This is a genomic window from uncultured Bradyrhizobium sp. (assembly GCF_936943645.1).
GTDB lineage: Bacteria > Pseudomonadota > Alphaproteobacteria > Rhizobiales > Xanthobacteraceae > Bradyrhizobium.
Genome location: NZ_CAKZJO010000053.1, coordinates 138,594 through 150,935 on the forward strand (window position 1 = coordinate 138,594; position 12,342 = coordinate 150,935).

At 66.1% G+C, this 12,342-nt stretch carries 10 protein-coding genes and 1 riboswitch; of the genes, 1 reads left to right on the forward strand and 9 read right to left on the reverse strand.

Going from position 1 to position 12,342, the window contains the following annotated elements; all coding sequences use genetic code 11:
• Window positions 1-85 precede the first annotated feature (85 nt).
• From Q0743_RS12640 to Q0743_RS12670, 7 genes are all read right to left on the reverse strand, one after another.
• The gene (locus Q0743_RS12640) at window positions 86-1,078 is read right to left on the reverse strand and encodes an ABC transporter ATP-binding protein (RefSeq protein WP_298241851.1); all 993 of its coding nucleotides are present in this window, start codon (window positions 1,076-1,078) and stop codon (window positions 86-88) included.
• On the reverse strand, window positions 1,075-2,064 hold the full coding sequence (locus Q0743_RS12645) for an ABC transporter ATP-binding protein (RefSeq protein WP_298241852.1): 990 nt from the start codon (window positions 2,062-2,064) through the stop codon (window positions 1,075-1,077). The genes Q0743_RS12640 and Q0743_RS12645 overlap by 4 nt, the downstream gene beginning before the upstream one ends.
• Window positions 2,065-2,107: 43 nt before the next feature.
• Complete coding sequence (locus Q0743_RS12650) at window positions 2,108-3,031, reverse strand: ABC transporter permease (RefSeq protein ID WP_298241853.1); 924 nt, start codon at window positions 3,029-3,031, stop codon at window positions 2,108-2,110.
• Window positions 3,028-3,969: an ABC transporter permease gene (locus tag Q0743_RS12655; RefSeq protein WP_298241854.1), complete on the reverse strand. Its 942-nt coding sequence runs from the start codon at window positions 3,967-3,969 to the stop codon at window positions 3,028-3,030. Before Q0743_RS12655 ends, Q0743_RS12650 begins: the two co-directional genes overlap by 4 nt.
• A gap of 17 nt (window positions 3,970-3,986) precedes the next feature.
• The gene (locus Q0743_RS12660) at window positions 3,987-5,588 is read right to left on the reverse strand and encodes an ABC transporter substrate-binding protein (RefSeq protein ID WP_298241855.1); all 1,602 of its coding nucleotides are present in this window, start codon (window positions 5,586-5,588) and stop codon (window positions 3,987-3,989) included.
• Window positions 5,589-5,758: 170 nt separating this feature from the next.
• Entirely contained in the window at window positions 5,759-7,186 is a 1,428-nt protein-coding gene (locus tag Q0743_RS12665; protein ID WP_298241856.1) for a PepSY domain-containing protein, read from the reverse strand.
• Between the two features lie 12 nt (window positions 7,187-7,198).
• A complete protein-coding gene (locus Q0743_RS12670; protein ID WP_298241857.1) occupies window positions 7,199-9,562 on the reverse strand; it encodes a TonB-dependent receptor in 2,364 nt (787 codons plus the stop codon).
• A 115-nt stretch (window positions 9,563-9,677) separates the two neighbouring features.
• Window positions 9,678-9,882: riboswitch (cobalamin riboswitch) on the reverse strand.
• 75 nt (window positions 9,883-9,957) lie between these two features.
• Between Q0743_RS12670 and Q0743_RS12675 the strand changes: the two genes are divergently transcribed.
• Entirely contained in the window at window positions 9,958-10,530 is a 573-nt protein-coding gene (locus Q0743_RS12675) for a histidine phosphatase family protein (RefSeq protein ID WP_298241858.1), read from the forward strand.
• Here the strand turns inward: Q0743_RS12675 and cobT are convergent.
• Window positions 10,523-11,575, reverse strand: a complete 1,053-nt coding sequence (cobT, locus tag Q0743_RS12680; RefSeq protein ID WP_298241859.1) for a nicotinate-nucleotide--dimethylbenzimidazole phosphoribosyltransferase — start codon at window positions 11,573-11,575, stop codon at window positions 10,523-10,525. The genes Q0743_RS12675 and cobT overlap by 8 nt on opposite strands.
• On the reverse strand, window positions 11,565-12,335 hold the full coding sequence (gene cobF / locus Q0743_RS12685) for a precorrin-6A synthase (deacetylating) (protein WP_298241860.1): 771 nt from the start codon (window positions 12,333-12,335) through the stop codon (window positions 11,565-11,567). Before cobF ends, cobT begins: the two co-directional genes overlap by 11 nt.
• Between the last annotated feature and the right edge of the window lie 7 nt (window positions 12,336-12,342).

Consider the following 12,342-nt stretch of genomic DNA (forward strand, 5'->3'; position numbering starts at 1 on the left):
CTGGTCAAAAGTGCGAAAACAACCCCATGCACAGTAGAACGGGTGTTGATTTTGCTGACGAATTTCCGGCGCCAAATTCCGCGTTTTAGCCGCTCGGCACCGTGGCGCCGTCTTCGAGATGACAGGCCACCCACTGCTCGGCTCCGGCCGCACGCAGCACCGGCTCTTCGACCCGGCAGCGGTCGAACACCAGCGGGCAGCGGGTATGGAAGCGGCATCCCTTCGGCGGGTTGATCGGGCTCGGCACGTCGCCCTTGAGGATGACCGGATTGCGATGGGCGCCGGGTTCGGGCAGCGGCACGGCAGACAACAGCGCCTTGGTATAGGGATGCCTGGGAGCCGCAAAGATGTCGCGGCGCGGCGCCACCTCCACGATCTTGCCGAGATACATCACGGCGACGCGGTGGGTCATGTGCTCGACGATGGCAAGGTCATGGCTGATGAACAGCAGCGCCAGGCCAAACTCGCGCTGGAGATCCTGCAGGAGATTGACGATCTGCGCCTTCACGGAGACGTCGAGCGCGGAGACCGCTTCATCGCAGACGATCAGCTCGGGCTCGGCCGCGAGCGCGCGCGCGATGCCGATGCGCTGCCGCTGGCCGCCGGAGAATTCATGCGGCCTGCGATTGAGCGCCTCGCGCGGCAGGCGCACGGTGTCCATCAGCGCGGTGACGCGGACCTCGAGATCCTCGGCGGATTTGGCGATGCCGAAATTGCGGATCGGCTCGGCCAGGATGTCGCGCACGCGCATGCGCGGATTGAGGCTGGAGAACGGGTCCTGAAACACCACCTGCACGCGGCGCCGCATCTGGCGCATCGTGCTCGGCGCGGCATCGTCGATACGCTGGCCGTCGAGGATCACCTGGCCCGACGTAATGTCGAACAACCGTAGAATGGCGCGGCCGACGGTCGACTTGCCGCAGCCGGACTCGCCGACCAGCGACAGCGTCTCGCCGCGCGCGATCTCGAACGACACGCCGTCGACCGCATAGACGAATTCGGACTTGCGGTTGAACAGGCCCTTTTTGACCGGAAAATGCTTCTTGAGGTCGTTGACCTGGAGCAGCGGAGGACTCATGCCGCGACCGCCCCCTTGGCGGCGTAGTGGCAGGCGGCGACGTGGTGCGGGCCCTTCTCCTCCAGCCCCGGCGCATATTGCCGGCAGAGATCGGTCGCCAGCGCGCAGCGGCCGGCGAAGACACAGCCGGTGATGGGCTTCCTGAGATCCGGCACCTGCCCCGGAATCTCCGCAAGTCGCGTCGCGGTCCCCGCGAGCGAGGAGCCTAGCTTCGGCACGGCACCCAGCAGTCCTTGCGTATAGGGATGGCGCGGCGAACGGAACAACTCGGCCACCGGCGCCTCCTCGACCTTGCGTCCCGCATACATCACCATGACGCGCTCGGCGATCTCGGCGACGACGCCGAGATCGTGCGTGATCAGGATGATGGCCGCGCCGACCCGGCGCTTCAGATCCAGCATCAGCTTGAGAATCTGCGCCTGAATGGTCACGTCGAGCGCGGTGGTCGGCTCGTCCGCAATGAGCAGCTTCGGATTGCAGGCGAGCGCGATGGCGATCATCACGCGCTGGCGCATGCCGCCGGAGAGCTGGTGCGGATATTCGCGCACGCGGCGTTTCGGCTCGGGAATGCCGACCAGCGTCAGCATCTCGACCGCGTGAGCCTCGGCGGCTGCCTTGTCGAGGCCCTGATGGATCATCAGGGTTTCGCGGATCTGGCGGCCGACGGTGAGGACCGGGTTGAGGCTCGTCATCGGCTCCTGGAAGATCATCGAGATGTCGTTGCCGCGGATCGCGCGCATCTCGCGGTCCGACAGCTTGAGAAGGTCCTTGCCCGCAAAGCGAATGCTGCCCGCGATCCTGCCCGGCGGCTCCGGGATCAGCCGCATCAGGGACATCGAGGTCACCGACTTGCCGCAGCCGGATTCGCCGACGATGGCGAGTGTCTCGCCTTCGTTGACATGGAAGGACACGCCGTCCACCGCGCGATTGACGCCGCTGGGGGTGCGGAAATGGGTCTGGAGGTTCTCGACTTCGAGCAGCGCCATCGCGGTCAGCCCCGATCCATCACAGGCAACATCACAGGCAACATCACAGGCTCTTGGCCATGCGCGGGTCGAGCGCATCGCGAAGGCCGTCGCCGAGGAGGTTCACGGCGAGCACGGTGACGGACAGAAACGCCGCCGGGAAGAACACGATGTAGGGTTTGACCTGCCACAGCGCGCGGCCCTCGGCCATGATGTTGCCCCAGGACGGGATGGTCGGCGGCGTGCCGGCACCGATGAAGGACAGGATCGCCTCCGTGATCATGGCACTGGCGCAGATATAGGTCGCCTGCACCAGCATCGGCGCGACCGTGTTCGGCAGGATGTGGCGCAGGATGATCATGGGCGTGCGCGTGCCGCAGGCCACGGCCGCGTCCACATAGGGCTGCTCGCGCAGCGACAGCACCACGCTGCGGACGAGGCGCGAGACACGCGGAATTTCGGCGACGGTGATGGCGAGGATGACGTTGCCGACGCTGCCGCGCGTCAGGGCCATCAGCGCGATCGCCAGCAGGATCGGCGGGATCGACATCAGCCCGTCCATGAAGCGCATCAAAATGCCGTCGGCCCAGCGGATGAAGCCGGAGACCATGCCGATGGCGAGCCCCGCCGCGGATGCGAAGATCGCGACCGACAGGCCGACGGTGAGCGAGACCCGCGCGCCATACAGCACGCGCGAATAGATGTCGCGGCCGAGCACATCGGTGCCGAACCAGAAATCGGCCGACGGCGCCCGCGTGCGCTTGGCGGGCGCGAGCGCGGTCGGGTCGACCGTTCCGAGATAAGGCGCGAAGATCGCGATCAGGACCAGGGTGAGCAGCAGCGCCCCGCCGATCGCGACGGTGGGATGGCCGCGCAACAGGCCGACGAAGCCGCGCCGGATCTTGACCGGCCGGAGGATCTCCGGCAGTTGCGGCGCAAGCACGAGCCCTGCGGGGAGCGATTGCGGATTGACGGTGGTGTCGGTCAATAGCGGATCCTCGGGTCAACGAGCGTGTAAATGAGGTCGATCATCAGATTGACGAGCACGTAGACGAAGCTGAACAGCAGCACGATGCCCTGGATGACGGGATAGTCGCGCCGCAGGATCGCGTCGATCGTGAGCCGGCCGAGGCCGGGAATTGCGAACACGCTCTCGGTGACGACGGCGCCGCCGATCAGCAGCGCAATGCCGATCCCGATCACGGTCACGATCGGCACCGCCGCGTTCTTCAGCGCGTGAATGAACAGGATGCCGCCCTGCCCGAGGCCCTTCGCCTTGGCGGTGCGGATATAGTCCTGTTGCAACACCTCGAGCATGGCAGCGCGGGTGATGCGTGCGACCAGCGCGATATAGACGCAGCCGAGCGCGATCGCGGGCAGGATCAGGTTCTCCAGCCACGGCAGGACGCCCTGGTTGAGCGGTGTGTAGCCCTGCACCGGAAGCCATTCCAGCTCCAGCGCGAAGATGTAGGCGAGCATGTAGCCGACCACGAAGACGGGCAGCGAGAAGCCGAACACCGCAAAGCCCATGATGACGCGGTCGATCAGGCTGCCGGCCTTCCACGCCGCCACCACGCCGAGCGGCACCGCCACCACGATGGTGAGCAGCAGCGTGACCATCATCAGCGACAGCGTCGGTCCGAGACGCTGTCCGATCATCGCCGACACCGGCAGGTTGGTGAAGATCGAGGTGCCGAGATCACCATGCAGGATGCGCCAGACCCAGCTTCCGAACTGGACCAGGAAGGGACGGTCGAGGCCGAGACTCTGACGGATGCGCTCCACATCCTCCGGGCTGGCCTGGTCGCCGGCGATCACCACGGCCGGGTCACCCGGCGCGATGTAAAGCAGGCTGAACACGAACAGCGCAACGATCGCCATGACCGGCAGGGTCGCGACGATGCGACGGAGGATGTAGGAGAGCATCTGGCCTCAGCGCACGATCAAGCGGACTTCGACACGCCCCAGAAGAACGGCAGCGGCCCCTTGGCGATGCCGGAGACGTTCTTGCGCCAGGCCGTGTAGGTCAGGAAGAAGCCGGTCGGCGCGTAGACGACGTCCTCGATCGCCGCCTTGTTGACCCGCCCGATCGCAGCCTTCTCCTCGTCGATACTCTTGGCGTCGAACCAGCCCGCGATCTCCTTCTCGGTGTTCGGGCTGTTGGGCCAGCCGAACCAGGCCTTGTCGCCGTTGGCGCGGATGGCGGTGTAGGCGGCAGGCGTAATGCAGTCGGCGCCGGCATGCCAGCTGTGGAACATGTTCCAGCCGCCCTGCCCGGGCGGTGTCTTCTGCGCGCGGCGCGAGCCGACCGTGCCCCAATCGGTGGCGACGAAGTCGACATTCATGCCGAGCCGCTTCAGGAGATCCGCGGTGACGTCGCCCTGCGCCTTCGTGATCGGCTGATCCTGCGCGACCAGGCAGGTCACGGGCTGGCCGGAATAGCCGCTCTCGGCGAGCAGCTTCTTGGCGGCGTCGAAATCGCGCTTGCCTTTGAGGATGTCGCCGCCCAGGTCGTTGTAAACAGGCGTATCCGGCGTGAAGAAGCCGGGCAGCGGCTTCCACAGCGCGGTGTCGTCGCCGACGATCGCGCGCATGTAGTCTTCCTGGCTCAGCGCCATCAGCACCGCGCGCCGCGCCCGCACGTCGTTGAACGGCGCGAACAGATGGTTCATGCGGAACGAGCCGATATTGCCGAGGGGATCGCCGATGTCGACGCTGATGTTCTTGTTCTTCTTCAGCACGGGCACGAGGTCGGCGATCGGGTTCTCCCACCAGTCGACCTCGCCATTCTGCAGGGCGGCGGCCGCAGTGGCCGGATCCGGCATCACGATCCATTCCACGCGATCGACCATCATCTGCTTGCCGCCGGCGAGCCAGGATGGCTTCTCCTGCCGCGGCACGTAGTCGGCGAATTTCTCGAACACGGCCTTGGCGCCGGGGACCCACTCGCCCTTGGCGAACTTCATCGGCCCCGAGCCGACATATTCGGTGATCTGCTTGAACGGATCGGTCTTGGCGATGCGCTCAGGCATGATGAAGGAGCACGGCGCGTTGTTCTTGGCCAATGCGTAGAGCATTTTCGGGAAGGGCTGCTTCAGGACCCATTTGAAGGTGCGGTCGTCGACCGCGGTCAGCTCCTGCTGGATCGGAATGATCATCAGGCCCATGGGATCGCGCGCCGCCCAGCGCGACAGGCTCGCAACGACGTCCTTCGCCAGCACCGGCTCGCCGTCATGGAACTTGAGGCCCGGGCGCAGCTTGAACGTCCAGGTCTTGCCGTCGTCGGAGGTCTCCTCGGACTCCACCATCTGGCGCTGCGGCTGAAGCTGCGCGTCGATGCCGTAAAGCGTGTCCCAGACCAGCGCCGCCGCATTGCGGACGACATATTGCGTGCCCCAGATCGGATCGAAATTGGCGAGGTTGGCCTGCGGCACGAAACGCAGGGTGCGGGCTGACGCGCCCTGCGCGATGGCCGGGGCCGAGAGGCCGGTCAACGCCAAACCGCCTGCGCCCGCCAGTCCCTTCAATACGGTCCTGCGATCCATGAAGTCCTCCCGTTATTGCCGTGATGCCGGCCATCGTTGGCCAAGGGCAGGTGAAACCAGAGCCCATTGGCTTGCAAATGGTATGCCACTAACCGGACCTTCGCCAGCGGGATCTCGCGGTCATTGGTCAGGCCGCCGTGATGCGGGTTGACCGCTCGCGTTTCGAGCGATCAGCGCGACAGCAGCAGGCGTCGCCAGCCGATGACTACTCCCGTGACGGAGAATGCCAGCCCAAACCCGCAAAGCGCGACGATCAGGATCTCGCGCAAGAGAGGACGCGCGAGCAGGCTCGGGAAATCCAGCGTATGCAGCGCGCCATAGGCCCAGCGATAGGCACGTCGCGAAGCGTCCAGCCTTTGCAGCACATTGCCGTCAGCGCCGTCGATATCGAACCAGACCTCGCCGCAATGCGAGCGGTAGACCGGCGCACCCGGGACGGCGGATCGCGTGGGATAGTCGTCATTGCCCGCGAGAATGCCGGGAATGCCACAATCCGCGGCAAGGCGGGCCGTCAAGCCGCGAACCTCTTGCGCGCTGAGAAATCCGGCTTGTCCTGCATCCGGTGAACCTTCTGTCCTGACCAGCGCCTGCGCGTCCAGCGCGAGCCGATCGCGGCGATAGAGTTTGCCGCCGAAGGCGAACCATTCAATCTCCCGGACCGATGGCGGCGGCTTCGTCCGGTCGGGCGATGATGCCGACGCCCAGGCAGGCACGGCATTCGCCGCGTCGGCCTCGCGGTCCGTCAGCTGTCCGCGCGAGAACAGCCGGCCGTGATCCATCGAGAGCCAGCCGCTGAAGATCCAGCTGAGCACGAACAGCGTCGCCGCGAGGCCGAGGATGTGATGCAGCGCGTGCCAGCCGCGATAGGGCGTCGCAAGGCGGCCGCTTCGCTTCCTGATCCGCACGATGCCGAGCACCGCGCCCAGCAAGGCCGCGATCAAGGCCAGCAGCGACAGCGTCCAGACTACGCCGTCCCACAGCGCCCAATCGCTGCGCAGGACCGTCGGATAGATCCAGTGCAGGACGCTGCCGACGAGATTCCAGCCGCGCTCGCTTCGCGTCGTGTCCAGCACGACCTCGCCGGTGCGCGACGAGACGTAGACTTCCGTTCCGGCCGCGTCGCCGAGCGCAACCCGCCACAAGGGCCGGTGACGGTCGAAGCCGTTCGGGACACTCCACTGGTCGTAGGCCGCGTGCGCAACGAGAGCCGCATGCGCGGCATCGAGTCCGCGTTGACGCGCATGCGCGCCTGCGATGGCGAGCGCGAGATCGACCGACCGTACCGATGCATCCTGCCCATCGGTCGCGCGAACTGCGCGCAGGTGCGAGGCTCTCGACACGACGTAGACCGGCCCATCGCCCCGCTGGATCAAGCGCACGCGCGTGGCATCGGGGATGCCGCTCGCGGCCACGGCATCGGCAACCGCGATCCGCGCCCCGCCCCGATCCACCGGCGTGAGACCCGCAACCCGCTCCGCTTCCGTCAGCGACGGAAACGGAACGAAGTGCATGACGATGCCGGTCGCGAACCACATCGCGAACAGCAGGCAGAACGCGACCCCGAGCCAGCGATGCAGCAGGACGATCGCGGCCATCATCCGCTCAGTTCCCTACCATTTGAACGCCGCCGAGATCTCGTAGGTGCGCGGCGCGCCGAGCAGGATCTGATCGGGATAGAACGGATCACCCCAGATCGCGTAGCGCTTGTCGGTGATGTTGCGGACGCGGAAAGTCAGGCGGGCCTGGTCGACCGCGCCAAACACCGTCCTGGGGATATCGACGAAGGCATAGACGTCGGCGACGGTATACGCCTTCATCGTCACGGTGTTGGCGTCGGTATTGTAGCGGTCGCCGACATGGCGGCCGGTGATGCCGACCTCGACCGGCCACGGCGTGAAGAAGCGATACGACGCACCGGCATTGGCGACGATCCGCGGCACGTTCGGCGGCGTGTTGCCGGCGAACGAGCCGCCGACGAAATTGTAGTCGGCATAGCGTGCATCGACATAGGCGATGTTGCCCCACAGCCGCAGCGGATCGATCGGCCGTACCGAAGCGGCGAGCTCGACGCCCTTCGATTCCTGCCGTCCGGCAATATTGAGCGCCTGCCCGCCGGCGGCGGCATAGACGTTCTTGCGCTGGATGTCATAGGCCGAGAACGACCACTCCGCCCTATTGTCCCAGAACAGGTGCTTGACGCCGGTCTCGTAGGTGCGCGACGTCGTCAGGTCCAGCGGCTGGGTCGGCAACAGCAGGAAGATGTTGTTGGCGGACACGTCGGCGCCGGTCGCATACTGGCTGAAGAAGGTCAGGCCCGGCACGGCCTCCCAAGTGTAGCCGATGCGCCCCGTCACGGGCGCCCAGTCCTTGGAGTACGGAAAACCCGCCTTCTCCAGCCCGGTCTTGTCGGTCGAGTTGCGATCAAGCCCGATATGCTCGACGCGGAGGCCGCCGATCAGCGCAAACGTCCGGGTCAGCTTCAGCCGGTCCTCGAACGACAGCGCTTCGTTGTCGATACGTGCAGTCTGCTGCTGTGTGGTGAGCAGGCCGTAGAATCCGCGGTTGGGATCGACCAGAGAAACGGAATCCCCGGGAAAGTTCGCAGCACCCGGCCTGACAAAATCGAGATAGCTCGACGACAGCGTCGTGACCATCCGGTTGTCGAAGCCTGCAATGTTCGCATCCCAGATCAGGTCGGTGACATTGCCGACCAACCGCTGGCTGTGCGCGACATAGAAGCGCTCGCGATCCACCAGGTTCGTGCCGGCGTTGAACGCCTCGATCTCGTTGTTGAACCAGCTGCGCTCGGCGCCGTAGCCGTAGGCCTGGCTCTTCAGGGTCAGGTCGGGCGCGAGCTTCAGCTCGAAGCCGCCGCGCAGCCAGACTTCCTGTGCGACGTTGCGATTATCGAGCACGTTGTAATTGGTCTTGAAGGTGCGGTCGTCGATGGTGACAGCGCCGAGATTGGTTCCATTGTAGTTCGAGACGTAATTGCCCGAGACGATGCCGCTCGTCGCGTGCGAACCGCTGAAGGCGACCGGCACCAGCGGCGCGCCCCAATAGGCCTTACCGCGATCCTCGCGGTACTCGATCGCGCCCCAGACCTTGAGACTGTCGGAGATGCGGTAGTTGAGCTGGCCCGACACATCCAGCATCTTGGTGTTGGTGTCGTCGACAAAGCCGTTGAGCGCTGAACGGCTGATGTCGAAGCGGTAGTCAAGGCCTTGAACGTTGGTGCTGCCGCCCGAGCCGTAATGGGCGCGGAACGAGTTCAGGGAGTCATACGAGAAGTCCGCCTCGTTGCGGATCGGCCCCGTGTGCGGCTGCTTGGTGACGAAATTGATCGCGCCGCCGGCGGCGCCCTCGCCCGAGATCAGCGAGGCCGGCCCTTTGAGGAATTCCACGGCCTCCAGATTGGCCGTGTCCATGATCCGCGAGGTCATGTTCTGCGGGCCGATCTTGATGCCGTTGTAGAGCGTGTTGATCTGGCTGTTGGTGAAGCCACGCATCGAGAAGCCCGCCGGCTCTCCGGGGGCATCGCCGGAGGTGACGCCGACGGCGCCCTGCGCCACTTCGGACACGGTGCGATAGCCCTGCTCGCGCATGGTCTCGGCGGAGATCACCTCGACGGTCGCAGGCGTCTGCCGCACCGTCAGGCCGAGGCGCGAAGCGCTTTCGGCCACGGCATTGCTGTTGAGAGGCGTCGCGGCCTGCGTCTGTGCACCGGCGCCCGGCACCGCAGGCTTTGGCGCGGCAGTAACGGGGGATCTGCGCGATGACGCGCGACGTGCGCTCTGCCCTTCCCGCCCGGCAGGCTTCGCCTGCTTGCGGGACTGGGCGGGCGATACTTCGATCGGCGGCAGCGGTTCGCGGGATTGCTGCGCCAGCGCGGCCGGCATATCAGCCGCAGCCAGCGTAAGGGCTGCAGAGGCGAGCAGGAAGCCGCGCGGTCGTACGATAGGAATGGAAGACACGATTTTCGGACCTCGGTATGACGTCAGTGGCACGTCACAGCGAACGAGGTCTCTCCTTTGGCCTTGCGGCCGTCCGATGAAGCCGAATGTCTGTACTCCCCGACCGACATCTTCGCGTGTGACCACGGCTGACGGCAGGTCTCCTGGCTCGCGGGTCGATCACCGCTTCGTCGCCTTCCCGGGACCGAGGACCCAGTGGCTTCTGACGAAGGATTATCCGCTCACAGTTGCGGGGGCAGCCACGGCATTGGGGGACAAATTCCCCGCACCGCATTCCCTTTTCATCCCCTCTCGGGGAAACCGTCGCGAGCATCTAGGATTACCATCACGACAGAGTCAATGTATCCCATGCGGCGTTATTGCCACAGCGAGCAACTTCCTTTGGAGAGATGAGCATGGAAGGCGAGACCTTCCTCTGGTTGATCCGGCACGCGCCGGTCGATGGCGTCAAAGGGACGATCCATGCCTCCGACGCGCCGGCCGATCTCGGCGATCGCGCACAGCTGGATGCGCTGCGGCGCCGTCTGCCGCAGGATGCCGCCGGCTATACCAGCCCATCACGGCGCACGGTCGAGACGGCGCGCGCGCTGGCGCTCGAACCGGAGCTGGCCAGCGAATTCCGCGAGCAGGATTTCGGCGACTGGACCGGCCATCGGCACGACGAGCTCGCTGCCACCGGCGGCGAGGCCTATGCGCAGTTCTGGAATGATCCCGCCGGCGGACGGCCGCCGGGCGGCGAAAGCTTCGCGGACCAGGTCGCGCGCGTCCGGCTCGGCCTGTCGCGGATTGGAGCCGGACAGGCCACGCTCGTCGTGCATTCCGGCACGATCCGCGCCATCCTCTGCATCGCGCTGGACCTCGCGCCGCAGGCCGCCTTGCGCTTCGTGATCGATCCGCTGTCGTTGACGCGGATCGACCGGCTGGCGAGCGGCTGGCGCGTCGTTTCCGTCAACCAGCGGATCAGCTAGGCCGATCAGGTACGTTGGCCTGGGCAAAGGTCGCCATGCCGTTGTGAAGCGCGCAGGCCAACCGCACCAGTGGCAGCGCGATCGCAGCGCCCGATCCCTCGCCGAGCCTGAGATCGAGACTGATCATCGGCTGCACGTTCAGCGCACGCAGCACCAACCGATGCCCCTGCTCCGCCGACTGGTGCGACGGCAACAGGAAGGGCTGGCATGACGGGTTGAGCCGCACCGCGGCAAGCGCGGCGACCGAGACGATGAAGCCATCGATCAGCACCGGGATGCGGCGCTGCGCAGCCGCAATGATCGCGCCGCAAATCGCTGCGATCTCGAGGCCGCCGACGGCACACAGGATCTTCTCTGACGAAGCGCCGGCAACGCCATGCCGTGCGATCGCCGCATCAATCACGCGCGCCTTGTGCGCGCGGCCGGCTGCATCGATGCCGGTGCCGCTGCCGGCGATCTCCTCGGCGCTGATGCCGAGCAGGCTTGCCGCGATCGCCGCCGACGTCGTGGTGTTGCCGATCCCCATCTCGCCGAAGATCAGAAGATCAGGCTGTTCGGCCGCTGCGCGTTCAACCGCGCGCTGGCCGGCTTCGAAAGCGAATGCCAGCTCCGCAGGGGTGAGCGCGGACTCGACGCTGAAATCGCGCGTGCCGTGGCGCGGCTTGTCGGTGATGATGCCCGGCATTGCCTCCTGCGCCAGCGTGCCGGCGTCGACGACGTCAAGGCTGGAGCCGAGCTCGCGCGCCAGCACCGATATCGCGGCACCGCCTGCGGCAAAATTCGCCATCATCGCGATGGTCACGGCTTGCGGATAGGCCGAGACGCCCTGCGCGACGATGCCGTGATCGCCGGCGAAGACGATGATCGGCACGCGCGCGACGCGCGGCTGCCCGGTCGCCTGCAGGCCGGCGAGCTCGATCGCGAGCTGCTCGAGCCGGCCGAGCGCGCCGGTCGGCTTCGTCAGCTGCGCCTGGCGTGCGATCGCGGCGTCGCGATGGATCGCGGAGATCGCGGGACATTGTTGGGTAACCCAGTCAGGAAGCATGCTGCCTCGCTTCACGCACGCGCTTGAGGATGTAGCTGTCCATGATCCAGCCATGCCGCTCGCGCGCCGCTTGCCGCACGGCGACGATGCGCGGACCGAGTTCGGCCAGCGCGCCGGACAGGATGATCTGATCGGGCATGCCGAGATAGGCGCCCCAATAGATGTGGAGCCCGGCCGGATCGAGCGATTGAAACGCCGTGCCGCCGTCGAGCATCACGACAACTGTATCGACGCCTTGTGGCCAGCCGCCCTCGCGCAGGCGACGCCCGGTCGTGACCAGAAACGGCTCGCCGATGTCGTTGAGCGGCAGCGTATGCGCCGCGCACAGCGCCTGGATCGAGGTGATGCCCGGCACGACCTCGATTCTGAGCAAGGGGTCGAGCCGGCGGGCAATGCGCAGCGAGGAATCATAGAGCGACGGATCGCCCCAGATCAGCAGCGCGACCTTGCCGTCGCCGTCGAGATGATCTGCAATCGCTTGTCGCCAGGTCGCGGCGACGGCGTCATGCCAGTCGTCCACGCCCTTGCGGTAATCCGCTTCGGCCGCGTCGCGTACGGGAAGATCGAACTCGGCGATGACGGTCTTGTCGTTGGTCAGGACATCCGCGCAGATCGTGCGCCTGAGATCGGCGAGATCGGACTTCGCCGTCCCCTTGCGCGGGATCAGGATGAGATCGGCGGCGTTGATGGCCTCAACGGCGGCGCGCGTCAGCTGGCCAGGATCGCCGCAACCGATGCCGATCAGGGAAAGCGTGAGCATCACGGGC